Raw genomic sequence first — 26,512 nt, 5'->3', positions numbered from 1 at the left:
TCAAACGCGACAACTCTGATATCTTATCATGTGTTGTTCTGTTTGTCAAGAACTTTTTTTATTTTCCAAAAGATAAGCAATCAAGTATCTTTTTTCGCCGCTGTAAAAGCACTTGTCTTTCGCAGTGGACTTTTATACTACCATTATTGTTTTGATATGTCAACACTTTTTTTACTAACTTTTTACAAACTATAGAAAATTCATAACAATCGTCAGAATAGCGTTGTTTTCATATAAATACTTTAACAGGTTGCTCTGATATATATATGTAACGAGCATACCACCCAGTTCACTTGTGCTTGTCACTGCTACAATATAAAACCCGATCCACACCAGTATCACCCCGTATATTCCACCGGCAAATACCCCCAGCGTACGATTCACACCGCTCAATACCGGGATTCGTGAGACAATTCTTAACATACGCGCTATTATATGAACGATCGTCCACGCTGCAACCAGCGCAATTAAAAATGCTATTCCCTCTACAATAAATTCTGCAATCTGTTTTGCAATCTCATCATAAAGACCACTTTGTGCCATAATCTCTCCTGCCACATTCCCTGTCTTATCAAAAATATCATTTACTACCGAGTCTGGCAGCATAATTCCAAACTGTGACAATTCCTGATTATCCAGACTATTTTCACTCTGAACGGATTTCTGTTTTTCCTCTACTGATTTTTTTATCTGTTCACTGCACTGTTTCTCAATCTGTTCGTATAACGTTGTGTATTCCATCAGATATGTATTAATGTACGGAGTTGCAACAGTAACAAAAGTAAGTACTATGACCCACGATACCAGAGAATATACAATTCGCAAAAATCCTTTTCTGTAGCCTCTTATAATATTATATCCCAGTATCAGTAATACCAGTAACAAAACCCAGTTCATATGTATGCTCCTTATTTCAGTCTTATTTTTTCCGTTGTATCTTCCAGTATAAATGTATAATTCAGTGCACCACCCCCTGAAATGACCTTATAAAGTGTTTGTTCGAACTCATGGTGGAACTTATATATGCCATGTATGGTATATATATCACATGCATTTTCATTTATAATACAGATTTCATTATCTGCAAGAAATTCTACGCCGGTGTACTCCATTGTAAAATCTTTTTCCAGAACACTTTTTCCTTCCAGATCATAGACACTTATATGATGTGTCACTGCCTCATCATCATTGCCGGTCACACAGCCAATATAATTATCATTATAAAAAATGCTCTTCACTTCTTTTTCAAAAGGAATCGTACCGGACTGTTTTGGTTTCTGCGATCCTTCAAACAGGATAACCCCGGTATCTGAAAACGCCGCAAGTCTGTTATCTGCCAGATAGACAATTTCCGGTATCACTGTATCCGGAAATGTCTGTGCTCCAACCACATGATCGATCTCGCTTTCTCCCGCTGTTCCAAAATTGTAAAAGGCAATGGTGCTTTTTATACTTCCATCATTAATATCTAACATGGCAACGGCAAGCCTTAAAGCATCTGAAGATAATGCAATTGCGATCGGATAGCCTTTCTTGGCACCGTGAATCTCTCCTTCTGTCAGTTTCTCACCTGTCTTATCGTACATTGCAAGATAACCGGCGGCATCTTTTTTCATCAGAACTGCCACCGTTCCCTGCGCTGCCACACGTACCTGCTGGATTGGCATCGTCGTTTCAATTCCGCCTAAGATTCCCTCCTTTGTCATGATATAGATCATCGTTCCTTTTCTGTCATAGATAGTCAGGTAATCTTCACAAATATCAATCTGTGGATCCGCCATCTCATAAGTCTGATTCCAGATCAGTTCATTTGCTGTATCCGTATAAAATGCTCCGTCATTGCTGTATTTTAAAATATTCCCCCCAAAATCTGCAAACTTTGTTGCTTCCGTATCAGCCCTGTCAACAGATGATGTCACATCAAAATTCTCATAATGGCGCAGTGCCATAAACACCCAGAGTCCTGCAGAAACTGCCAGCACAGTAATGATCAGAATAACCGTCCTTCTGACCACCTTTATGCGATGCCCACGCAGTTTGCGTTCATATTCTTCCATATCCGGTTCTTCTACCGTATGAAATCCCCTCTTGTTTTTTTCCGCCATACTAATCTCACTTTCCTCTTAATCTTTCGATATTATAGCATTATTCCCCGGATGTTTCATCTTATTTTTAGAGCTGGCAGCCTCATCAATTTGGAAGCGTCAGGTATTGCCCTGCATATATTGCATCAGGATCATCGATTCCGTTTGCCTGGCACACCTTGTCCATCATAGCTGTTGTCTTATATACTTTTCGGCAGATTGCCGCCAGATTATCCCCCTTTTGTACCACATAATATCCCTGTTTTAAATATGTCTGTGCCTCATCTGCCTGTGCTGCTGTTTCTTTAACGTCTTCCTTATTTTTATTCGTTTCATCCGGTGTGCCTGCCTGCGCTCCCGTTGTTTCTGGCATTTCTGTTTTAGCCTGCGCCTCTGTCGTTTCTGGCATTTCTGTTTTAGCCTGTGCCTCTGTCGTCTCTGACATTTCTGTTTTAGCCTGCGCCTCTGTCGTCTCTGACATTTCTGTTTTAGCCTGTGCCTCTGCTGTTTCTGTGTCTGCCTTTTTCTCTGCACCTGCCTGTGTCTCTGCTGTTTCTGGCATTTTTGTTTCTGCCTGCATATCCGATGTTTCCGTCGTCGCAGACGCCTCCGTTTTTTCTACTTCTCCCGCAATATTTTCCACCACGATCCCGGTATCAGCTTTTTTTTCTGTTTCCTGTATCTCTGTCACAATATGCACCTGGTTCATCTGTGCCAGAGTATTTTCCATTTCATTCATTTTCTTATGATTCTGATAGGCGGTAAATCCAAGTGTAAGCACCACAACAGCCAGCACAAGCGAAGAATATACCGGAATCTTTGCTTCTTCTGTTTTTTCTGCTTCTTCAAGCTGTTTCCGATACCGTCCCTTACTTTTTAATTCCGTCTGTGGAACCGGTTCTGGTTCATCCTGCTGCATACTCTCCTCCAGATACAGTTCTTCTTCCAGAATATCATTCAGGTTCTCTTTTTCTTTCATTGCAGGTACAGGCTCGTCCTGCTTCGCAAACACGATTTCATCGGTCTTGGGCAAATTAACTTCTTGCTTTTTTTCCTCCTGAAGTTCCACCTTTTTTGATCTGGTCAGGGCATGCTTGTCATAATAAATGTAAAATCCTTCTCTCCGGTACAGATGTCCGTTCCGGATGCTAAAAAATGTTTCCTCCTTTTCCAGACTATCCATCAGAAATAATGTCTGATGGATGCCTCCAAAATGAGTCTGATGAAATTGTTCAATCTGTTTTGTCATATTCGGAAGGCACCCTCTGTGATCCAATGCCCATCCAACAATGACCATACTGTCATATTCATTCTTTAATCGTTTATATATATACGCCCATTCACGGTCGCTCCATCTTGGAATTTCACCATCAAATTCTAAATATTCCAGTTGTATTGCTGCCTCAACAAATGTGCACTGTCTTCCGCTGTAATTTTCAAATCTTCCAAGTAAAACATATACAAGTTTTTCACAGTTGCTTTCATATGGGTGCAGATACTTATATACCTCATCCTCTATGTATATTCTCTCCCCAACATCCGGTCTCCCAATCTGTCTGATATCTTTTGGCAGTTTTTTTTCTTTCGTATCATCCCAATTTTCTTCCCGGATAATCTCTATCATTCCAATCCTCCATTCCTGTGCGCAAAAATTTATTTTCACGCGATCTTACAGCGCAAAGACGCCGGTGTTTACATTCAAAATCACTTTTTATTTTGCAATCGTATCACAGCATGTCCGATTTTTTTGTGGTTTTATGGGCAGTTTTCCAAAAACTTTTCGACAGAAAAAGACGCAAAAAAACTGCTGCATACGTTTTACCGTAATAACAGCAGTCTTTTTATGTCTGATTATTTTACAAATGCTTTTACTTTTTTGTAGATGCCTTCTGCATCGAGCTCATATCTATGAAGCAGTTCTAATGCCGGTCCGGATTCACCGAATACGTCATTAACACCAATCTTTAATACTTTAGTAGGAGCCTCCTCGCAAAGCACATCACATACTGCACTTCCAAGTCCTCCGATCACGGAATGTTCCTCAACTGTAACAACTTTTCCGGTCTTTAATGCTGATTTTACAACCAGTTCACGGTCGATCGGTTTGATAGTATGGATATTGATGATCTCTGCATCAATGCCATCTTTTGCAAGCAGCTTTTCTGCCTCTACCGTCTCATTTACACAAAGTCCGGTTGCAAAAATTGTCACATCTTTTCCTTCTTTTAAAACAATTCCTTTGCCGATCTCAAATTTGTAAGTTGCCTCATCATTGAATACCGGAACTGCAAGACGTCCAAAACGAAGGTAAACCGGTCCTACATGATCGTATGCAGCGTGTACTGCTGCTCTTGCCTCAACATCATCTGCCGGATTGATCACTACCATGCCTGGTATCGTACGCATTAAAGCGATATCTTCTAAGCACTGATGAGTCGCACCATCTTCACCAACAGAGATACCTGCGTGTGTTGCGCCGATCTTGACATTCAGATGCGGATATCCGATGGAGTTGCGCACCTGCTCAAAGTTTCTGCCTGCTGCAAACATTGCAAAAGAGCTGATAAACGGTACTTTTCCACAAGTTGCAAGTCCTGCTGCGATACCTGTCATGTTTGCTTCTGCGATACCAACATCCCAATGGCGTTCCGGAAATGCTTTCTTAAAAATTCCGGTCTTGGTCGCACCTGCAAGGTCTGCATCTAATACGATCAGATCTTCATGCTCTTTTCCCACTTCTACCAGAGCATTTCCATAACTTTCCCTTGTTGCGATTTTCTTTATTTCTGACATAATGCTTCCCCCACTTTCTCCAGGTCTTTCATTGCGATCTCATACTGCTCGTCGTTCGGAGCTTTTCCATGCCAGTCTACGGCATTCTCCATAAAGGATACACCTTTTCCTTTTAATGTCTTTGCAATGATCGCAGTCGGCATTCCTTTTGTTTCGCGTGCCTCTTTGAATGCTGCACGGATCTCATCAAAATCATTTCCATTGATGTTGATCGTATGGAAATTGAATGCCTCAAACTTTTTGTCGATCGGATAAGGAGAGCATACTTCATCAATAGTTCCGTCAATCTGAAGATTATTATTATCAACGATCACAACCAGATTATCCAGCTTGCGGAATCCTGCCCACATAGCAGCTTCCCAGATCTGTCCTTCCTGAATCTCGCCGTCTCCGCAAAGTGCATAAACACGGTAATCTTTTTTGTCAAACTTTCCTGCTGCCGCCATTCCTGCCGCTGCGGAGAGTCCCTGTCCCAAAGAACCGGATGACATATCAATACCAGGAATATGCTTCATATCCGGATGTCCCTGCAGATAAGATCCTGTATGACGCAGTGTAACAAGATCCTCCTTCGGGAAAAATCCACGTTCTGCCAGAACTGCATAAAGTCCCGGAGCCGTATGACCTTTAGAAAGTACAAAACGGTCGCGGTCTGCCATCTTAGGATTTTTCGGGTCAATATTTAACTCCTCAAAGTACAGATAAGTAAAAATATCTGCTGCGGAGAGTGATCCGCCCGGATGTCCGGCTTTTGCGCTGTGTACTGCAGTTACAATACTTTTGCGGACTTCGTTCGCTGTTTTTTCGAGTTCCAGATTTGTCATAGTCTAGTCATGTTCCTTTCTGTTTCTTTTATTAAATCTCCGTTCTGCCTTCTAAGGCACGGAGCAGTGTTACCTCATCAATATACTCTAAATCTCCGCCGACCGGAACACCGCTTGCGATCCTTGTCACTTTAATCCCGGTAGGTTTGATCAGTTTGCTGATATACATTGCAGTCGTTTCCCCCTCAAGACTTGAGTTCGTCGCAATAATGACCTCGTCAACATCCTTTTGCAGACGCTGCATCAGCTCTTTTAACTTAATATCTGCGGGCCCGATTCCAAGCATCGGTGAAATTGCACCATGAAGAACATGATAAACACCATCGTATTTACCTGTTTTTTCATACGCTGCAAGGTCTCTGGTATCCTCCACAACCATGATCGTCTTATGATTACGCCCGGCATCTTTACAGATCGGACATAATTCATCATCCGTCAGTGTAAAACATTCCTTGCAGTAACGGACGTTTTTTCTGGCATCCACGATCGCAGCCGAAAGTTCTTCGACCTGCTCTACCGGCATATTTAAAATATGAAATGCCAGACGCTGTGCAGATTTTGCACCGATTCCCGGAAGGGACGATAATTCCTGTATTAACTTGCTGATCTGACTGCTGTAGTAATCCATGGTGTTTCCATTCTTTCATTTATAATATATAAATTACTTCTTATACAATGACATCTGATCTTCTTTGTCATATGCCTCCTTTATATTAAAGGATAACGGCAATTTTTACAAGAAGTGTTTTTCACTGCATATTTTTCTGATTTTTTGTACATGATAAACTGGTAACCACATAAAAACAACAGACAGCATATTTCGCAGGCAAATCTGTTAACAGTAATAAAAGGAGAACTCTATGGCATCTTATGTATCACCCATGATCAAAGACAAATTTGAAACACTTTCAACGGATCTGAAGAACCTGATCTTAGAGCGTAATGTACAGCTTAATAACATGCAGGATCTTATCCGCGTATTAGAGCAGATCGTAGAAGAAGGAGAAGCCGGTTGATCACGGTTTCCCCTTCTTTTCATTTTTAATCAGTAAAATATAACGGCTGCGCCCGCAACTATTCCTTACTGAATATCGGTTACTTCATAGCCGGCATCTACAACGGCATTTTTTAATGTATCTGCACTGACTGATTCATCTGCGGTAACAACTGCATTTTTGTCCTCTAAACTTACCACTACCTCAGACACACCCTGTACTCCTTTTAAAGCCTTCTCGACAGTTGCCTGGCAGTGTCCGCACATCATTCCTTCAATACTTAATGTTGTTTTCATTGTTTTTTCCTCGCTTTCTGTTACATCACTCTTTATTTCAGAAGTGACCGTTCTGTTTTCACAGACCGCACTCTCCTGTTCCATATTATCTGTTCCATTTTCGGATGAAGATTTTTTCCCAAGTTTTACCCATCTCAAACGCAGCGCGTTACTTACCACACAGACACTGCTTAAACTCATGGCTGCCGCACCAAACATCGGGTTTAATTTTAATCCCCAGATCGGATATAAAAGTCCTGCGGCAAGCGGTATACCAATGCTGTTATAGAAAAATGCCCAGAACAGGTTTTCCTTGATATTGCGGATAACCGCCTTGCTTAAACGGATTGCTCCGACTGCATCAAGCAGGTCATTTTTCATCAGCACAATATCCGCGCTCTCAATTGCGACATCCGTACCTGCACCGATGGCAATTCCAACGTCTGCGGATGCAAGTGCCGGAGCATCATTGATACCGTCTCCGATCATTGCAACTTTGTGTCCGCTGTTCTTTAAGGCAGATATCTTTTCTTCCTTCTGCGTCGGAAGCACCCCGGCAATGACTTCATCGATGCCCACCTGATCTTTGATCGCCTGTGCCGTCACTTCATTATCACCGGTAAGCATAATGACATGGATTCCGTATTCTTTAAATTGTCTGACTGCCTCACGGCTGGTCGGTTTTACCACATCTGCAACGGCGATCATTCCTATGATCTGTGTCTCATCTGCAAACAGTAAAGGAGTTTTCCCCTGTTTTGCAAACTGTTCTATCTCTTTTTTTATTTCTGAAGATATAGCAATGTGTGCCTCATCCATCAGTTTTTCATTTCCGGCATAGTAAAGTTTTCCAGAAGATAACCTGCCTTTAATTCCTTTTCCAAACAGCGCCTCAAAATCGTTTACTTTTTCCGGAATGATATTCTTTTTCTCACAATCTGAAACGATTGCTTCTGCCAATGGGTGCTCACTGCCCTTTTCCAGGCTGCCGGCAGCTTTTAACAGGTCATTTTCTGACATTCCCGCATATGTCCGTATATCCGTCACAACCGGTTTTCCATAAGTGATCGTTCCTGTCTTGTCCATCACAACAGTATCAACAATATGCGCTGTCTCTAATGCTTCTCCCGACTTGATCAGAATACCGTTTTCTGCACCTTTTCCGGTTCCGACCATAATCGCCACCGGCGTTGCCAGTCCAAGCGCACACGGACAGGAAATAACAAGAACTGCGATTCCACAGGACATTGCAAACTCGAAATCTGCACCGCTTGCCAGCCAGACAATGAATGTGACGATCGCGATCCCGATCACTGTCGGGACAAAAACACCTGCGATCTTATCGGCGAGACGTGCGATCGGTGCCTTACTTGAAGATGCTTCCTCCACAAGACTTATGATCTGTGCGATCGTTGTATCTTTGCCGACACGTGTTGCCCGCGCATGGATCAGTCCGGCTTTATTGATAGATGCTGATATGACCTTGTCCCCTTCCTGTTTTAACACAGGAATACTCTCTCCGGTGATCGCTGATTCATCAAAGGAAGATTTCCCTTCTACGATCACACCATCCACTGCAACCGATTCTCCGGGTTTGATCACAAAAATATCACCCTGTACCACGTCAGCAGCATCGATGACCTGCTCTTTTCCATCGCGCACTACCGTCACTGTCTTTGGTGCTAAGTTCATCAGTTTTGTGATTGCCTCGCTCGTCTTTCCTTTTGACTTTGTCTCAAGGTACTTTCCAACTGTGATCAGTGTAAGAATTGTTCCGGCCGATTCAAAATAAAGATCATGACTATACTGGTGTACAAGCTCCATGTTTCCGGTAGAAAATCCCCAGCCGATCCGGTAAATTGCAAAAATACCGTATACCGTCGCCGCTGTTGCTCCCATCGCGATCAGGCTGTCCATATTCGGGCTCCTGCGTGCTAATGTTGCAAATCCGTTCCGGAAGTATTTCTGATTTGCAAACAGGATCGGAAGTAACAGTAAAAACTGCGTAAATGCGTAAATAACCGCATTTTCACTTCCATGAAAAAACTTCATGGTAACCGGCGGCATAGGAACACCAAGCGCATTGTAGATCATATGCCCCATTGATACATACATTAACGGTATCAGAAATATCACAGATACGATCAGTCTGATCTTCATATTTTTGATATTTTTCTGCTGGATGGAAACCGCATCCTCCGTCTCTCCTGTCTTTGCTGCCGCCTTTGCTTCATTTTTTACCGAGGCACCATATCCGGCATGCTCTACCGCTTCTATAATGTTTTCTGTGCCCAGTTTTGTCTCATCATACTCAACCTGCATACTGTTCGTCAGCAGATTCACGCTGACTGCATGTACGCCCTCTAATTTGGAAACACTTTTTTCCACATGGGAGGAACATGCCGAACAGCTCATGCCTGTTACGTCAAACTTTTCCTTCATGTCAATCTCCTATTGTATAAAATACAAACCGTTATTTCATCAGCTTCTTTAACAGTTCACAGAGTTCGTCGACAGCCTGCTCATTACCCTCTTTGATATCTTCGGAAACACAGGTCTTGATATGGCGTGCTAAAAGTTCTTTGTTAAATCCGTTTAATGCCGCCTGAATAGAAGATACCTGTGTGACGATATCTACACAATATCTGTCATCCTCCACCATGGCACGCACTCCCCGCACCTGTCCTTCTATCCGGGAAAGTCTCGTTAACAGCGCTTTCTTTTCTGCACTCTCACGCTGCTTATGCTTCACATTATCTCCATTCGCACTGCATTTTTCACATGCCATCTGTCTACCTCCGGTCTGTATAGTCTGTGCTGTTTTTGATTTTTTATCACGGCTTTTCATCGGTATATACCATATACCCCTATTGGGTATCTTGAATTTACATCATGATATACACTTTGTCAAGAGATTTTCAGTTATCAGGAATTTTTATCAACAAACCGGATCATCCATAAGCCTTTTATCGTAATCAGCATTGTCACAAATTCTGCTGCCGGAAATGCCAGCCAGACTCCATTTAACCCAAACAATGTTGACAGTAAAAATGCAAAGAAAATAATTACAACAAATCCACGGGAAATTGACGCAGCAAATGCATATCCCGTAGATTCAACCGCGCTTAATATGGATGTTCCTACAATATTGATCCCGGCAAATAAAAAACCTATAAAGTAAAGCCGCAGTCCGTTTTCCGCATAATCTGCAAGCATCTGATTATGTTCTCCATTAAATACAGCCGTCACCACTGGTGCGAACAGATAAATAAAAATAAGCAAAAGGACAGAAACCCCTATCGCAGTCGTAACTGCCATTTTCAAATACGTTTTCACATCTTTATGAATATCCTTACCATATGCCTCGCTGATCAGCGGTTGGGAGCCCTGCGCCACCCCATTAAATAAAGCGACTGCAACAAGTGACGCATTTGCGACCACTCCATAAGCAGCCACTCCGGTATTTCCGGCAAGTCCAAGGATGATCATGTTAAAAACAATTGTGATCACTCCGGATGAAATTTCACCTACAAAGGATGAGACACCATACTTACAGCAAAAAAATATTTTTCGCACAGACGGCAACACGGGTTTTAGTTTTATAGTACATTTTTCCGACCGGAAATGAATACAGCAGATCAGAATACCCACAACCGGGGAAAGTGCTGTCGCAAGCGCAGCTCCCTCCATGGAAAGTCCCAGCGGAAACATCAATACATAGTCAAATACGATGTTAAACAGACTGCTGAATAAAGTCGCTGCCATTGCAATCGACGGATTTCCATCGTTACGCACAAATGCATTGCAGATATAATTCCACATAAAAAGCGGCGCAAAACTCATAAAAATGCGCGTATAATTTTTTCCGACCGCAATGATCTTTGCATCTCCGCCAAGCAGGGCAATCAGTTTATCCGGCAGGAATATGCCGACAAACATAAACAGCAGGCTAACGATAAATGCCCACAACAGTGCATGAAAAAAATATCCGTCTGCATCCGGATTTTTCTGGTTCCGTTCGATCACCAACCGGATTGCGGAACCGACTCCCATCATTGCGCCGACGGCAAAAATTAAATTATACACCGGCAATACCAGATTGAGTGCCGTGATACCATCCGTACCCACCGCAACAGAAATAAAGTAGGTATCTGCCAGAATATAAACCGACATACCTACCATGCCAAGCATGTTCTGAGAAACATATTTTGCAAATTTTTTTAACATCTTAATCCCCATTCCTGTGCTTATCTTTGCTCATTCCAGATTTTTAAACAAACTTGTGTTTGAAAAATATTATTGTTTATCAACTACTGGATTATATCATTTTTCCATAAAATATCATAGGGCAAATAATAGAATGTCCGTAACGTAATATTCTATTATTATGAATTACACGCAAACAGGCAGGTCTTTTATGACCTGCCTGACTCAATCTTTTTATTCATTTAAATCTTACTGTTTTTCTTATACGAGTGCTTTACCAAGACTTCTGCAAGCCTCTAATGCATCATCATCCGGTGCTTCATGTGCAATCACACCTTCACCGTTTACAACAACTGCTCCAGCTGCATTCATGCGTTCTTCCCAGTCACGCATCCACTGTCCATCGCCCCATCCATAAGAGCCAAATAACGCGATCTTTTTGCCTGCTGCAAAGCCTTCTACCTCTTCTACAAACGGCTCCATCTCGCTCTCCTCTAATACCTCAGCTCCCATTGCCGGGCAGCCTAATGCAAATGAGGATGCAGCTTTTAATTCATCTACGGATACTGCAGATACCGGAACAACATCTGCTTCTCCTCCTGCTGCTTTGATTCCCTCTCCGACTGCATTTGCCATTGCCTCAGTATTTCCCGTCTGGGACCAGTATGCCACGATAATCTTACTCATATTTCCTCCATTCCTGTGCTTATTTTTACACATTCATTTTATACAAGCGGATCGCCGATTCAGTTCCAACGCCTTTGCCAGAGCTGACCGGATGGTATCCGTTTTTTACATATCTGACTTTTAATCCATTTATGCTGATTCCAGCATTTTGCCATAAAGCAAAAGTTCATGGATTTCCATTCCGGATGATATCAGGCGGATTGCATCTTCTTTTGCCTGATTGTAGCGGTCAAATGTTATTCTTGCCGCATTCACATCTCCGTATACTTTCCAGTAGCCGCAATACAGGTAATTGCGTCCTTCGTTTCGGATAAACCCCAATACATCTTCTACAGGATAACCCAAGAGCAGTCCAAGCTCATGTGGAAAAGACAGATGATCCTTCATATATTTTTGATAGCGGGCACACAGTTTTTCAAAAATGTCGATAAGGCGTAATGTCTGATACCCAAACAATCTCATCGTTTCCTTCACATCTTCTTCGTTCAGATAAGCGAGTAGTTGTTTTTCACGAAAAAGCAGGAATATCGTCCGATGTTTTGTCTGGTAGAGTGTATGTACAGTAATTTCTGTATTACGGAACAAATCTCTCACATCTTCTTCGTTGCTTTTTGTCACCGTAAGAAGATTTGACAGTTTAATTCCCGTAAGAAGCGGGGCACATTGCAGTGCCAGTTGAGTCTTTAATTCTTTTTTATCCATCTTCTCCAGAATCTCTAACACTTCCCTGCTCATGGTCATCTCCCATAGATCGATGAATTTATGATCCATCGTCATAACATGTATAGTTAGTTTTTCCTAACTCCTGTTTAAAAAAGAAAGAGTTGCGAGAACTCATTTCCTTTTCTGATAGTTAGATTACACTAACTTTTGTTATTTGTCAATAACTTTTTTATATTTTTTAGAGAGCGTTATTTCGGATTATTCTATATTGATCAGATTTGATACAACTGCACTGATCCGTTTTGAATCCCGTCTTACTCCTCCAACGCCGCATTCATGACTTCCATCTTCTCCTCCGCCTCATAGATCAGGCGGCTGCATTCTTTTAACTCATCCGAAAAATCCATCGTGACATCCTGATAAAGCGATTTGTACTTGATGTCATGCTCCAAGCTCGCCCAGAGATCCATGGCAAGCGTACGGATCTGCAGTTCGACCGGCACCATCTGCTTTTTGTTCATAAAGTAGACCGGCACGCGGATAATGATGTGCAGGCTTCTATAACCATTGCCCTTCGGCTGTTCAATATAATCCTTAACTTCCATGATATGTATGTCGTCCTGTGCCATCAGACGATCCCGGATCAGATAGACATCCTTGATATAGGAACAGACCACACGCACTCCGGCGATATCATAAATATTATTGCAGGCTGCACTAAGCGTCAGATCAAGATCTTTCTTCTGGAGTTTTCCCAAAATGCTTTTCGCTGATTTTAACCTGGTATCAATATGATGGATCGGGCAGCGCAGTTTTCGGTATTTAAACTCGTCCTCTATGATCTCAAGGCGTGCGGTCGTCGCACACATCGCTGCATTGTACATACGTAAGATTGGATCAATCGTCTGGGAAAACTGCTCTTTCATGTCTGCAATATGCTCCATATCATCATCCACCATACCACGCACCAGCATCAGGCTGTTTTCCTGCATTGCATCTGCATCCAACGTTTCTTCCGCATCTTCCACTTCCACAGAAGCCTGATACTGCTCCTGCTGTTTCTCATTCTGTATGATTGTCTGTCTCTGTAGCATAACAAAAACCCCGTTTCTAAATTGTTTTCATCTTCATTGTTACACCGTCTTTTTCCAATGACTTCCGTCGGGCGTAACTATCTCACACTATAAATATTAGTATAACAGATACCGCCCAAAACGGCATAAAGTCTGTATGAAATATTTATAAACAATTTAAAAACAGGGTTTTATTTTCCAGCTATTTTCCTATAATTCGATACCGCAGCCTTTCATCAGCTCTCTTGCGGAATCTAAGGAATCCACACCATGAAGGTTTTTGATCGGTGCAAACTCTTTTTCACGCACTACCTCATAAGGGATACAATCATCCATCATGTGTACCATATCAAGTACTAATGTCTCAAATTTGTAACCGTTTGGCTGCTCCGGTTTCACAAATGTACCGTCCACATCCATGTATGGGATTTTTTTCTCTACCACATGAATCGGCATTCTTGCATCTGCGATCTGCTCCAGTTTCTTTTCGGAAAACAGATAATTTAAGATAACACCAAAACCATATTTTAAATCACCGTTTTCCTTGCGTGCTGTTGCCATCTCTTCTGTCATCTCATAGTATTCTGCGATAGAAGGTTTGCCATCTTCAGTGCAAAGTACGCCGACACGTTCATCCGGTGCTGCTTTTCGTACCACTTTTGCTCCACTTTCACAGCCATAAGTGATCGTAGCACCAACAAACTTCGGATCTGCGATGCGCTGTAAGCAGTTATCTACTGCAAATACATTGATCCACTCGATACCTCTTGCTTTAATATCAGCGAGCAGTCCCGCATTTACCATGGATGAGAACCAGCCTCCATTGCCATTTGGTGACATAGCAACTTCGGTCTGGGATTCCATATAAATTCTTCCCTCATAATCACATGCCGGCACCATTTCCTGTACAAAAAACTTCACATAGTCTTTCGGATAACCGAAATAATCATGTTCCTTGAAAAATGCAGTTGTATCTGCATGATTGATGTTACTTGTCATAATATAAAGAGGAACATATACTCCCGCCTCATCCGTAACGTCCATCAGATTGCGCAGTAACTGCTCAAACAAATATAATTCACGGTCAATTCCAATATTTAACGTACCCTTCGGTCTGTCAAGTCCGAGACGGGTTCCCTGTCCACCTGCTAAAAGTACGGCTCCGACTTTTCCCTCACGGATCGCCTTTAAGCCGGTTTCTTTAAATTCTTCTCCCCTTGCCTCGATCTCGCCAACTTCCACGGCATCTAACGGCGCAAATACACCCCGCTCATTGACCGTTTCTTTTCTTTCAATATGCTCTAACACAGAAAAATCGATTTTCTCTAAACGCTTTGTCAGCTCCCCATTCTGCTCCGTGGTATTTTTCTCCATCATCGCTTTGATGTATTTCTGGTTATCATCTTCCCAAATTTTCATTCTCTTCTCCATTCTGTATTTTAAAATAATTGCAATACCGATTTGTATACATACGATTTCAGCCACTTACATTTCCTGATTGTATACAATCTGCTCTCCCTATTATATAATAGACAGTTCTTTCATGCAACCAAACCTTAGTTGAAACCACGGAATCCCTTTCCGATGATCTCGCTGCTGTTTGTGATCGCAATGAATGCAGACGGCTGATTCAACCGGATAAAATTACGGAGTTCCACCGCCTGGCTTCGCTTCATGACTGTCAGTATGACTGTTTTCTGATTGTGCTGGTAGGCACCTTCTGCCTGATAAACCGTTGCACTGCGGTTCAGTTCCTTCGTGATAAAATCACAGATCGGCTCCGGATCATTGCAGACGATCGTAAAATATTTACACAGGTTAATACTCTCGATCACATTATCGACTACCAGTGATTTTGCCAGAAGTCCGCACAGGGAACAGAGACCTGTCTGTGCATCAAACACGAGGCATGATGCAATGACGATTCCAAGATCAACCAAAAACAATGCCGCACCTATATTTAACTTTGTGTATTTCTTTAAGATCATCGCCACGATATCTGTTCCACCGCCGGATGCTCCGATATTAAACAGGATTGCTGACGAAAATGCCGGTAATACGATCGCATAGATAAGCTCTAATACCGGCTGTCCGGTCAATGGTCCATCCATTGGAAATACTCTTTCAGCAAAACTTAATCCCACAGATGTCAGTACGCTTACATAAACGGTTTTAACTCCAAATCCTTTTCCAAGGAAGATAAATCCAAGTACCAGTAACAGCATATTGATGATAAAAGTAAGATTTCCCGGTGATGTTGGGAGTATGGCACCTAATACGACCGCCATACCTGTTACTCCTCCAAAAGAAAAATTATTTGGAAATTTAAACACATATACTCCTACAACAAGAATCAGTGTTGCAACGGTCAGTACCATATACTCTTCCACAGTACGTTTGATCTTTCCAAGATTCTTCTGCATTTCTTTTGTCCTCGCTCTTTATACACTTCTATTGAATGAAACATTCCATAGATTATTCCAGTTCAATGCAGAAGAAGTATACTACATCTTTTTCCGATAATAAAGTACTTTTATGTAATATGATTTTTCCGTTTTCTGCATATATCAGAGATCACCTGTATGAACTGTTCCGCATCTAATGGTTTTGATATATGTGCATCCATACCGGCTGATAAACTTCTTTCTTCATCATCCGCAAATGCATTTGCTGTCATTGCAATGATCGGAATTGTTTTTGCATCTTCTCTTGACATCATCCGGATACGCTGTGATGCCTCTAAGCCTCCCATGACAGGCATCATCAGATCCATCAGGATCACATCATATTCGCCCGGTTCTGATGCTGCAAATATATCGACAGCTTCTTTTCCATTCCAGGCTTCTTTTACCTTTGCCCCCTCATTTTCCAGAACAAATTTAGCGATTTCCATGTTTATCTCATAATCTTCCACCAGAAGAATCTTATCATTTTTTATTCCCTTTTTCTCATCCGTACCCTGTTCATCCTCTGTTTCCTTTTCCATGGTACGATCCACAAGAAATGGTATCACAATCGTAAACTGTGTTCCTTCTCCGGGTTTACTCACAAAACGAATCGTGCCTTCCATCTGTTCTACCAGCTTTTTTACAATCGCAAGCCCAAGTCCGGTCCCGGCATAGGAAGTACGCGCTGAAGTCTTTTCCTGCGCAAACGGTTCAAATGCATGTTTCTGAAATTCCGGACTCATTCCAATCCCTGTGTCAGTACATACAAATTCAAACACCGCTTTTTCATTTTCCGACGGCAGTTCCCTGCACTCTAAAACAACTTTTCCATTTGTTTTATTATATTTCACTGCGTTTGATGCAATATTCTGTAATATCTGCCGGATATGAAGGGAACTGCCAAGCAGATTTTCGTGGATGATTTCTCCCATTTTTACGGTAAGTGTGATTCCATGCTCTGTTGCAGCCATTCCGACTACCGTTTCCACTTCTTTTAATATTTCGTGGATTGAAAATGGCTTTTCCTCAAGTCTGATCTGACCGGATTCCAATTTATTCATATCAAGTACATCATTGACCAGTTCCATCAGGAATGTCGACGAAAGCATGATCTTGTCCAAACATTCTTCCTGTTTTTTCTGATTTCCGATATTATACCGGCAAATATCCACCATTCCGCGGATGCCATTGATCGGTGTACGTATATCATGGCTCATTCTTCGCAGGAAATCTGTTTTTGCAACATTTGCCTGCTCTGCCTGTTCTACGGACTTTTCCAGTTTTTTCTGATAATCCAGCTCACGCATCTTTTCGTCTGTGATATTTCTGCTCAGAAAAAGTGCTGCTTCCACATTTCCCTGTGAATCATAATGCTGGGGCACCAGCATGACTGTAAACCATTCACCTTTCGCGCTTTCCGTTTTGCAGTTAACATAGTCTTTTCCCGCCAGCCTGTCTGAAATAGTATCAGGATTCACAAAATCAAGGAATTTCTGCCACTCCTGTTGCGCAACCGCATTTTTACAAAAGTACTTCATCATTTTTGCAGTACTCTTTTCATTGCCAATTATTTCCTTTATACGATCAGATGCTTTGATAATTTCCCATGTATCTTTTTTGAGATCAAACAGCATACACACGGAAAATACACTGCTGACGGAACGGATGATATGATATTGCTTTTCTGTCTGACGCATATTTAACTCTGCCACATATCCACGGATCAGCATAAACGTCATCCAGCACAGTATGTAGATTACAGCCACACAGATTACAGCTTTTGTGCGCAGTGCAAATACAGATTTTGTTGGAAAAAAAACATATAACGTGTAGTCCCCCATCTGCTTGCTTTCTCCGTACCAGCATCCTCCCGTGCTTTTTAAATGAATCATTTTTTTCTCATCCCCGGTATCGATATCCGGGATAAAAATATCCTGATATTCTTCTGATTTTACTGCGAGCAGTTCCTCCGAATTGGAACTTAAAATCTGTTTTCCATCTGTCACCGCAACAATTCCATTTTTCTCAAATGTAAGTCCTGTAAACAACGAATAGAAGGATATGTCACCATTGTCCTCCATGCAATTATCTTTTTTGATATAGGCAGCAATCAGTCCTTTTTTATTTCTTTGGGAAACCACCGCAAAATCATAGACTTCGCCCTCTTTATCCAGCCGTGTGATATATGCTTTTTGCGGATAATCCAGCGTATCTTCTACCACTGGTTTCTTCATCTCATCCTGCCAGAAGTTTTTTTCTTCCCACGCATCCCCAATCTGGCACACACAATTTAACTTGTCATCTAATACCAGTACTCCATCCAATCTCTGATCTTTCATATAGCGGATGATCATTGTTTCCTGATCCGTATTTTCCTCTTCCAGCCGCTGACTAAGCTCCAGTGTCTTATCTGCCAGACGGTAAAGACTCTTTACTTTATCGTTATTTTTGTAATTATCATATTGTTTCACGCGGCTCTGCATGAAATCGAGCGTCCTGTCTGCGATTTTTCCGACCCGTGTCCTGTCATATCCGGTAAAAACGCCAAAACATATCATTACTATAAAAATACCTGCCACAAACGGCATCCATATATATTTATGTGAGATAAACCCAGTCCAATTTTCTTTATTCAGCATTTGTGACCCCCAATGCTTTTTGGACATCCAGACCGTATTTTTCTACAATACCGCCAAGTGTTCCATCCTCCTGCATCTGCTCTAATATCTGTGTCATCTTCTGTGCCAGTTCCTGATGGGTATCCTTTTTAAAAGCAACCCCAAGCTCTGAAATATACAGACTCTCATCCAGCATACAATATGTATCCGGTGCACTCTGCACAAATCTCTCTAATGCACTCTCATGTCCGGCAATCGCATCCACATACCCTTTTCTGAGACTTGCGTAGATCTCATCCATACCGGACATACTGTATACCCTTTCTGCTTCCGGGATTCCCGGAAAACTCCCTTTGAGCAAAATCTCCTCCGGTTTCGTTGTCGCCTGAACTGCAATTCGTTTTCCTTCCAGATCAGATATTTTTGTAATCCCGCTGTTTTTCTGCACTGCAACGACCTGTCTGCTGTAAAGATATGGTCCAGCCCACTGATACTGATTTTCTCTGTCATTCATGGTAAAGGATCCCCACAGACAGTCCACCTCACCATTGTCTAAATATTCATCCTTTTTATCCCATGTAATACGCAAAAACACCGGCGTATAACCCAGCTTGTCACACACCGCTTCTGCCAGTTCCACATCGATTCCGGCAGGATTACCGTCATCATCGAGATAATTGTACGGCTCATAATTATCACTTCCTATAATAAGCTGTGGAAGTTCCTCTCTCTCTTTCCCGGAATCCGGTTTCTGACCGCATGCCATTCCAAGCATCGTAACACATACAAATATCACCGCAATGTATTTTTTCAAATTATCATTCCTTTTTATACTGTTCTTCTTTGTCTGATCTGCCATTTTTATTTTAGTAGTTTATAAAATGTGTGTCAATTACAAGTGTATAAATTTAACGGTTTGACGACTTTATCCTGCTTTTTTTGACAAAAAATGCGGATAATGAATTTTCACTATCCGCCAGAGCTCATATGTATTCTTTTATTTTACAGTTCATCCGCTACCGCATGAATGCTCCGCTAGTTACATTGCCATCATTTTTTTAATTTACCGGAATCGTAATCTTCTGTTTCTGTTCTTCCTGCCCTTCCATCCAGACTGTCACAGAAACCGCTCCCTTTTTGTCGCCTGCACGGACTGCTGCAAGCGCATACCCGTCATAGGTTTCCCAGCATGACGCATCATAGCTTTCGATGGACTGCGGATCGGCATTTCCAAATGCAGCAAGGATTCCTTCCCCTTCTATTTCTATATGGATGCGTCTCTTTTCATACAGATTTGCAGTTCCTTTTGCATCGCAAAGGTTCATGGTAAGGAAACAAAGATCCTCTCCATTTGCCTGCAGTTCTTTTTTATCTGCTTCTACATGAATCTGTACATCCTCATCTGCTGTACCAAGCTGGCATCTGCCGGTTTCCATGCCATTTTGATAGCTGGCTGCCTCCAATACGCCAGGTTCATAATTAAGTTCAAATGTCGCTGTAAATCCATGTTCTGCCCCGGCAGGTTTTCGTCCGAGTGACCGCCCATTTAAGAAAAGTTCTACCTCCGGTGCATTCGAATACACATCCACAACCGCAGGTTTCCCCTCGTATCCACGCCACGTCCAGCTTGCAATATTATCTTTGAACATCCACGGCGTCTTTGAACATTTTTTCCCATATTTATCAACGCGTTCCACCGCAATATAAGGCTCTGTCCGCAGACCATATACGATCTCCCGGAAAAAACTGACCGGTCTGCGATAACCTGCAAGATCGATATCACCGATATAGGCTGTCCTGTCCGGGTAGTGACTTCCAAAATTGCTCTTTCCATCATAATAAAAGATTCCGCATCCTGCCTCTCCCAGATAGTCGTAACCAGTCCAGGTAAAATCACCCAGCACGCGGTTAGAAGAATTGACCACTTTCCATAACCTTGCAATATCCGCCGGGAATGTCTCTGTCCCAAGCACGCATTTATTTGGATGAAGTTCTCCCTCTAACAAATGTCTGCCTGTCAGATAATTTAAACCGATGATATCCATGGACTCGCTGCTCTCCTCTAACACTTCCGTGATGATCGGATGCGCTGCAAATGCGTCTCCCGCTTCGCCTTCCATCAGCTTCATAAAACTGTTGATCGCATTGCTTCCGGAGTTATCATTTGTCCCGACTTTTTCGGCATCTTTGCGGATCAGCGGTGCAAGTTCCTGCATGATCGGATATACTTTTGCCCCTGCTGCATTTAAGGCATTCATGCCGTTTGTGGTAAATCTTGTCGAATCCAGTTCTTTAAAAGCGTTACAGAGCATGCGGTTGAGCTCAGCTCCCCGCTCCGTGCCGATTTCCTGAATCTCATTTCCAACCGAATACAAAATAACACAGGCATGGTTATAATCTTTCTCCACCATATTTTTTATCATATTCTGGTATTCATCCAGAAATGAAAAAGCAAAATCGTGGTTATTTTTATGTACCGTCCACATATCTGTCAGTTCATCCATCACAAGCAGTCCCACCTTATCACAGGCATCTAAAAATGCCTTGCCTGCCGGATGATGTGCACTTCTGATACTGTTAAACCCGGCTTCTTTGATCAGCCTGCATTTTCGGAGTTCAGCATCTTCATATGCTGCTACACCAAGGATTCCGTGGTCATGATGTACACAGGTTCCGCGCAGCTTCACCGGCTCACCGTTGATCCTTAACCCACGCAGGGCATCCAGCGTGATCTTGCGGATTCCATAGGAAATCGTCTGCTCATCCAACAGCTTATCTCCTGCATAAATCTGGACTGTACACTGATACAGATGCGGCGTATCACAATTCCACAGCATCGGATGTTCTATCGCGATCTGCTGATGCACAGTATTCTCAGATTCCGCAAAACCAGTCAGATGGACTCTGTCCTCATATACCCGGTGTTTTTCATCCTCCAGTTTTGCTATAATAGTCAGTTTTTCTTTTTTTCTGGAACGGTTTAAAACTTTCGTTGAAATTTCGACAACCGCAACATCTTTATCTGCTTCTTCTGTTGTAATACGTACTCCATTTAATGGAATCTGCACCGGCTCTCCGACATACAGGCTGACTCCCCGGTAAATGCCGCTTCCGGAGTACCATCTGCTGTTTTCTTCTGCGGAATTGTCTGCGACAACTTTGATCTCATTTTCTTCCCCAAAGTTTAAATATCTCGCAATATCCACATAGAAATTTGTGTATCCATTTCTGTTGGTCTTTGCCAGCGCACCATTGATGTAGACCATGGCTGTCTCATACACACCTTCAAATTCCAGTAAGACTGTTTTTTCTTCCCAGTCTTCCGGTACGGAAAATGTTTTGAAATAGGTATACATACCGCCCGGATAAAATCCGGTAGCGCCTCCGTTTTTTGTATTTTCATCCCGCGTCTCATGTATCATGGCATCATGTGGAAGTGTAACTTCCTGTGCCTTTTTTCCATACATCTGAAGCACTTTTAAGGACGGCACATATCCTTTTACAAACTGCCATTTTGCATTAAAATCTGCCTTTATCATTCCTATACTTCCTTTGCGTGTTCTTCATCCCATTTTTTGTTTGCTTTCTCCACATTTAACAGTCCAAGAATCACTGTAATAGCAACACTGAGTATTACCGGAATCACGATATACATAGCAAAGATCATATTGATCGCACCTTCTGTCTGCTCTGCTGCAGTCCCGATATAACCGCCTAAGTCTAACAGCCAGCCCACTGCTGCAGTTCCGATTCCACCGCCGATCTTGATACCTAAAGAAGAACAGCTGAACATTGTTCCATCCATCCGCACGCCCTTCGTACGATAAGTATAACCACTGATTTCCGCAATCAGCGCATTTAAAGTTCCGCTTAAAGTTCCTGCAAAAATACCTTTGATAAACATGAATAACAGCATCAGTTTAACATTTCTCTGGTATGCAAAATAGATAAAAAATACACTGAGTACACAGTTGATCGCATATCCCCAGAAATTCACTTTCTGCATGCTTCCAGTCTTTTTCACAAGCATTGGTGTAAAGATCAGTGCAATGATTACTGGGAACATTTTCATCATCTGGAACATACCAAGTAAAGATGCATCTCCAAGTACATATTTTGTAAAATAAACGCCGCTGCCTGTCGTAATGTTGCTCATTATGTAATATACAATATACAAAACAAGAATCAAAACATAATATTTATTGGTAAATAAAAATTTCATGCTTTCCCAAAAACCAAGTTTATCATCCTGCGGTTTTGACTCGTCTGTCTTTCTTACCGACTCATCCGGTTCTACCTCTTTTACTGCAAGACAGCTGATCGTGTTGACCACCAGACCGATCAGTGCACAGATGATCGCTACCGCTCTCCATCCGGCTGCACCGCCGCCAAAAGCCTCCACACCGCCTGTTACGGCAAATCCCATAACAATGTTGGTTACGACTGCAAACATAAAGCGGATAGAACCAAGCTGTACTCTCTCCTGCGGGTTATTGGTGATCAGTGCGGATAATGTGGAATATGCAACACCGTTTGCCGTGTAAAAAATTGCATTCAGGCAGGTATAAAATGCAAAGAAATATGCATACTGTGCAGTTTGTCCCATATTCGGGATTGAGAACAGCAATACCAGACATAACGACACACCGATCTGTGCATACAGCATCCACGGTCTTGCTTTTCCGAGTCTGCTTTTTGTCCTGTCGATCATATTACCAAAGAAAACATCCGTTACTCCATCAAAAATCTTTGACACCAGCATTAACGTTCCGATGATGCTGGTCTTTAATCCCATGATATCTGAAAGATACAAAAGCAGGAAACTTGAAACCAGTCCATAGCTGCAGTTTGATGCCAGATCCCCCGAACCATATGCAAGTTTCTGATACCATTTTAAATATTTTTTATCATTCATTTTTTCCTCTTCCTTCTCGTCTTTTTTGCTGCCTGTCCACACATAATGTGCGATCAGAATCACTTTTTTACATTCGAATGTTGTTGCATTTATTCTATCACTTTGCTTTTTTTCCCTTCAATGCTATAATTAGACACAACATCCATCATTTAGTAACATATTCGCGACTATCACAAAAAGTTCCAACGGGAGAATCCAATGAACCAGTCATCCATTGATACTTTAAAAAACAATTTTTTTGAGATCCAGAATGTAAACAGCAGTTTTAACCAGTACTATCACCTGACTTCCCCTTATAATGCCGTCATTGAAACCTACCGCTGTGATCTGGATATGCCTTATTTTAAAATTTCAAGTTTTTCCCCAGAGCACACCAGCCATTCTCTGATCGATGCCACGGAACTTTTGGAAAAAATGAAAAACCGCCCTCTGCACCAACACGATTTTTTTGAAATCATGTTTGTTCTGCAGGGAGAAGCGATCGTTAAAATTGAAAATACAAAACGGGTTTACCCATCCGGAACCGGATGTATTGTGAACTGTAATTTAAGACATGTGGAACTTCTCTCACATGATTTTCGGATTTTCTTTCTGAATTTATCCAAAGATTACCTGTTGTCCCTGTTTCAGTCGGACAATCTGTTCCATCTGATGCCAGAGACAAATATGGAGCAGAGTGATGCGTTTCACTTTTTATATAAAAATGCTGCTGATGAGGATAATACCAAAAAAGAATATCTTGACTTTTTCCCCTCATACCACAACCCGGCAGCCTTTGAGAAACTTTACCAGATTGCAGAAGAAATCATAAAAATCACACTGTCTCCGCAGATTGGTTCTTCCTTTTTTATCAACGGACTGATCTGCCGCTTTTTAGATACGCTTTCCAATCCGGACTTTTTTCATCTGGCAAGTATTCAGATTGATTACGGAAATGATTTTCTGATCTTTACAAACCTGACACATCTGTTAGAAAACAGTGACGGGCGGCTCAGCCGGCATGAACTGTCGGATCTGCTCAGTTACAGCGGCGACTATTTAAACCGGATCACAAAAAAATATACCGGAATGACCTTATTCGAATATGGAACTACGTTTTCTCTCCGCAAAGCAGAATATTATCTTTTAAAAACGGATCTTTCCATATCCGAAATTATTGCACAGCTGAAATTTACAAACAAATCTCATTTTTATAAGCTTTTTTATGCAAAACACCATCTGTCACCAAAAGAATTCCGAGGCAAATACCGTAAAGATTAGATGGAGCAGACGGGACTGGCAACTCATCTGACATGAAACCCATATTCACGTTCTTCCACCGGTATCTGTTTTGCCACGATCCGGTCAATGTTTACATAGGTTCCCTGATTTACCAGAGCAAGCACTTTATCGATCTGTTCTTCTGTTCCCTGCATCTCTAATAATACAGAGCCGTCCGGCTCATTTCTTACCCAGCCGGTCACGCCGAGCATGTTTGCGGCATGCTCCGCCCTGTACCGAAACCCTACGCCCTGGACTGAACCATAAACAGATATCTTTTTCCGGATCATATTGTTGCCCATAATATAAAACATTTCCTTTCATCGCCAACGCTGACATATTGGGTTCAACCAGATTCTTTGCTATTTGATTCCACGCGATCGGATCAACCTCTACCCAATCAGTTCGTACTGCATCAGCTCGTATTTTAACTTACTGCCTTCCATAATCTCTGCAGGAAGCAGCGCACGTGCCACAAGTTTCAGATCATCCGATGTGATATCTGTTCTGCGCAGATTAGCATAATCTCCATCGATAGAAACAACTTCATAAAACCAGGTTTCCATTACTGTAAATCCTCCTCTGTATAATAAGTGCCTGACATTTCTGCATTGATCTCGGCAATTTCTTTTTTTCCGTTGATATAATCTGCGTAAATGTCCCACAGATCCATATCTCCACTGTCACCAAGTCCGTCCTCGTCAGGAATCCACTGTCTGATCAGCGCAATACGCTGTTCTTTGGTTGTATTTGCAATACTGTAATCTTTCATTTTGCCTGCTCCTTTTTCTGTTTGTAACCATTATTTTTTATATATTTTCCGTATATCTGCAGTCCGGGAAACCTGTGCATCCCCAGAATTCACCAAATCTTCCGTTTCTTTTTTTCAGGGTGCACCCGCACCGTGGACAGATTTTCATCTCTGTCTGTTTGTTTACGGTTCCTTTTAATTCCTCTGCCATAAGTTCAAATACCTGCTGATTCATCCGGCAGTCAGCGAGGGCACGGTGTGCCCCATTCGTAGAAATGCCATAATGTTCCGCCAGATCACCAAGCCGTCTGTGTTTCCACTCCGGGAAGCATTGCTTCGCAATCGCAAGAGTATCTATGTAATCATTCGTGAGTGTCTGTCCAAAATATTTTTCGCAGTCCCTGTACAAGAATTTCATATCAAAACTTGTAATATTGTGGCCTGCCAACACATCATCCCCAACAAATGCCAAAAATTCCGGTAAAACTTTTTCAAAGGTAAGCGCCTTTTCTACCATTTTATCGGAAATATTATTTACTTTGCTTGCCGCATATGGGATATGTCTGCCTGGATTCACAAGTTCACTGAACTCGTCCACGATTTTTCCATTTCTGACTTTTACTGCGGAAATCTCTATAACCTCATCATAAAGGCTCGATATCCCCGTCGTTTCAAGATCATACAGCACATAATCCGGTACATATTCGTTCCGCTGCTTTCCCTTTTTCTTTCCTAACATCAAAGTTCTCCATTCTGATGATATATATTTCTGCTGTCGTTTTTATCATCTAAAATAATATAAGTTAACCAACAAATGATGGTTTGTTTATGAAATAAATCGCCCGTCCAAATGGTGAGTCGCAGGTTTGTGAATGGCATCTTGCGCAAAGCCGGAGTTAATTTTGGTTCCGTTGTACGAAA

The 26,512-nt window shown here is 42.0% G+C and carries 25 protein-coding genes; 2 read left to right on the top strand and 23 right to left on the bottom strand.

All coding sequences use genetic code 11. The annotated features are described in order from the left end of the window. Positions 1 to 189: 189 nt before the first annotated feature. From DW650_RS18120 to recR, 6 genes are all read right to left on the bottom strand, one after another. The gene (locus tag DW650_RS18120) at positions 190 to 897 is read right to left on the bottom strand and encodes a CvpA family protein (protein ID WP_118210750.1); all 708 of its coding nucleotides are present in this window, start codon (positions 895 to 897) and stop codon (positions 190 to 192) included. A gap of 11 nt (positions 898 to 908) precedes the next feature. Continuing rightward, entirely contained in the window at positions 909 to 2,105 is a 1,197-nt protein-coding gene (locus DW650_RS18115) for a DUF5711 family protein (protein WP_118210749.1), read from the bottom strand. A gap of 85 nt (positions 2,106 to 2,190) precedes the next feature. Further along, positions 2,191 to 3,708, bottom strand: coding sequence for a LysM peptidoglycan-binding domain-containing protein (locus DW650_RS18110; protein ID WP_118210748.1), 1,518 nt, complete (start codon positions 3,706 to 3,708; stop codon positions 2,191 to 2,193). A 227-nt stretch (positions 3,709 to 3,935) separates the two neighbouring features. Then, positions 3,936 to 4,877: a transketolase family protein gene (locus DW650_RS18105; RefSeq protein WP_118210747.1), complete on the bottom strand. Its 942-nt coding sequence runs from the start codon at positions 4,875 to 4,877 to the stop codon at positions 3,936 to 3,938. Further along, on the bottom strand, positions 4,865 to 5,701 hold the full coding sequence (locus DW650_RS18100; RefSeq protein WP_117922473.1) for a transketolase: 837 nt from the start codon (positions 5,699 to 5,701) through the stop codon (positions 4,865 to 4,867). Before DW650_RS18100 ends, DW650_RS18105 begins: the two co-directional genes overlap by 13 nt. A 31-nt stretch (positions 5,702 to 5,732) precedes the next feature. Continuing rightward, positions 5,733 to 6,329 carry a recombination mediator RecR gene (gene recR, locus DW650_RS18095; RefSeq protein ID WP_117922474.1) on the bottom strand — a complete coding sequence of 199 codons (597 nt, stop codon included), beginning with the start codon at positions 6,327 to 6,329 and terminating at the stop codon, positions 5,733 to 5,735. Between the two features lie 232 nt (positions 6,330 to 6,561). Here recR and DW650_RS19810 point away from each other — a divergent pair, with 232 nt between their 5' ends. Then, positions 6,562 to 6,717, top strand: coding sequence for a hypothetical protein (locus DW650_RS19810; protein WP_186899810.1), 156 nt, complete (start codon positions 6,562 to 6,564; stop codon positions 6,715 to 6,717). 65 nt (positions 6,718 to 6,782) lie between these two features. Here the strand turns inward: DW650_RS19810 and DW650_RS18090 are convergent, their stop codons facing one another. The 12 genes from DW650_RS18090 to DW650_RS18035 all read right to left on the bottom strand — a co-directional run bounded on the left by DW650_RS18090 (position 6,783) and on the right by DW650_RS18035 (position 23,580). Next, positions 6,783 to 9,413, bottom strand: coding sequence for a heavy metal translocating P-type ATPase (locus DW650_RS18090; RefSeq protein WP_118210746.1), 2,631 nt, complete (start codon positions 9,411 to 9,413; stop codon positions 6,783 to 6,785). A gap of 31 nt (positions 9,414 to 9,444) precedes the next feature. Then, positions 9,445 to 9,759, bottom strand: a complete 315-nt coding sequence (locus DW650_RS18085) for a metal-sensing transcriptional repressor (RefSeq protein ID WP_117922489.1) — start codon at positions 9,757 to 9,759, stop codon at positions 9,445 to 9,447. 137 nt (positions 9,760 to 9,896) lie between these two features. Then, positions 9,897 to 11,198 carry an MATE family efflux transporter gene (locus tag DW650_RS18080; RefSeq protein ID WP_199654319.1) on the bottom strand — a complete coding sequence of 434 codons (1,302 nt, stop codon included), beginning with the start codon at positions 11,196 to 11,198 and terminating at the stop codon, positions 9,897 to 9,899. Between the two features lie 240 nt (positions 11,199 to 11,438). After that, positions 11,439 to 11,864, bottom strand: coding sequence for a flavodoxin (locus DW650_RS18075; RefSeq protein ID WP_186899812.1), 426 nt, complete (start codon positions 11,862 to 11,864; stop codon positions 11,439 to 11,441). A 129-nt stretch (positions 11,865 to 11,993) separates the two neighbouring features. Beyond that, positions 11,994 to 12,599: a DUF3793 family protein gene (locus DW650_RS18070; protein ID WP_117922478.1), complete on the bottom strand. Its 606-nt coding sequence runs from the start codon at positions 12,597 to 12,599 to the stop codon at positions 11,994 to 11,996. Between the two features lie 242 nt (positions 12,600 to 12,841). Further along, positions 12,842 to 13,621 carry a GTP pyrophosphokinase gene (locus tag DW650_RS18065; RefSeq protein WP_118210744.1) on the bottom strand — a complete coding sequence of 260 codons (780 nt, stop codon included), beginning with the start codon at positions 13,619 to 13,621 and terminating at the stop codon, positions 12,842 to 12,844. A gap of 189 nt (positions 13,622 to 13,810) precedes the next feature. Continuing rightward, complete coding sequence (locus DW650_RS18060) at positions 13,811 to 15,019, bottom strand: UTP--glucose-1-phosphate uridylyltransferase (protein ID WP_118210743.1); 1,209 nt, start codon at positions 15,017 to 15,019, stop codon at positions 13,811 to 13,813. Positions 15,020 to 15,156: 137 nt separating this feature from the next. After that, entirely contained in the window at positions 15,157 to 16,023 is an 867-nt protein-coding gene (locus DW650_RS18055; RefSeq protein ID WP_118210742.1) for a YitT family protein, read from the bottom strand. Between the two features lie 110 nt (positions 16,024 to 16,133). Continuing rightward, on the bottom strand, positions 16,134 to 18,686 hold the full coding sequence (locus DW650_RS18050; protein ID WP_118210741.1) for a hybrid sensor histidine kinase/response regulator: 2,553 nt from the start codon (positions 18,684 to 18,686) through the stop codon (positions 16,134 to 16,136). Then, the gene (locus DW650_RS18045) at positions 18,676 to 19,479 is read right to left on the bottom strand and encodes a substrate-binding periplasmic protein (RefSeq protein ID WP_243103017.1); all 804 of its coding nucleotides are present in this window, start codon (positions 19,477 to 19,479) and stop codon (positions 18,676 to 18,678) included. Before DW650_RS18045 ends, DW650_RS18050 begins: the two co-directional genes overlap by 11 nt. A gap of 244 nt (positions 19,480 to 19,723) precedes the next feature. After that, positions 19,724 to 22,204: a glycoside hydrolase family 2 protein gene (locus DW650_RS18040; protein WP_118210739.1), complete on the bottom strand. Its 2,481-nt coding sequence runs from the start codon at positions 22,202 to 22,204 to the stop codon at positions 19,724 to 19,726. A 2-nt stretch (positions 22,205 to 22,206) separates the two neighbouring features. Continuing rightward, positions 22,207 to 23,580 (bottom strand): MFS transporter, encoded by a 1,374-nt coding sequence (locus DW650_RS18035; RefSeq protein WP_117922491.1) that lies wholly within the window; start codon positions 23,578 to 23,580, stop codon positions 22,207 to 22,209. Between the two features lie 198 nt (positions 23,581 to 23,778). Between DW650_RS18035 and DW650_RS18030 the strand changes: the two genes are divergently transcribed. Continuing rightward, a complete protein-coding gene (locus DW650_RS18030; RefSeq protein WP_117922484.1) occupies positions 23,779 to 24,840 on the top strand; it encodes a helix-turn-helix domain-containing protein in 1,062 nt (353 codons plus the stop codon). A 23-nt stretch (positions 24,841 to 24,863) separates the two neighbouring features. On the opposite strand, the gene DW650_RS18025 is transcribed toward DW650_RS18030, so the two are convergent. The 5 genes from DW650_RS18025 to DW650_RS19855 form a co-directional block, all read right to left on the bottom strand. Then, complete coding sequence (locus tag DW650_RS18025; protein ID WP_241070810.1) at positions 24,864 to 25,142, bottom strand: acylphosphatase; 279 nt, start codon at positions 25,140 to 25,142, stop codon at positions 24,864 to 24,866. A 90-nt stretch (positions 25,143 to 25,232) separates the two neighbouring features. Further along, on the bottom strand, positions 25,233 to 25,406 hold the full coding sequence (locus tag DW650_RS18020) for a chorismate--pyruvate lyase (protein ID WP_117922486.1): 174 nt from the start codon (positions 25,404 to 25,406) through the stop codon (positions 25,233 to 25,235). Beyond that, positions 25,406 to 25,612, bottom strand: a complete 207-nt coding sequence (locus DW650_RS18015) for a hypothetical protein (RefSeq protein WP_117922487.1) — start codon at positions 25,610 to 25,612, stop codon at positions 25,406 to 25,408. Before DW650_RS18015 ends, DW650_RS18020 begins: the two co-directional genes overlap by 1 nt. A gap of 37 nt (positions 25,613 to 25,649) precedes the next feature. Beyond that, the gene (locus DW650_RS18010; protein ID WP_118210738.1) at positions 25,650 to 26,330 is read right to left on the bottom strand and encodes a 3'-5' exonuclease; all 681 of its coding nucleotides are present in this window, start codon (positions 26,328 to 26,330) and stop codon (positions 25,650 to 25,652) included. After that, positions 26,330 to 26,512 (bottom strand): hypothetical protein (locus tag DW650_RS19855; protein ID WP_207662850.1); only part of this gene is annotated, 183 nt, incomplete at its 5' end. The genes DW650_RS19855 and DW650_RS18010, both read right to left, overlap by 1 nt.

Source organism: Roseburia sp. AM23-20, from assembly GCF_003470905.1.
Classification (GTDB): domain Bacteria; phylum Bacillota; class Clostridia; order Lachnospirales; family Lachnospiraceae; genus Roseburia; species Roseburia rectibacter.
This window is presented reverse-complemented; position numbering and strand designations above follow the sequence as displayed.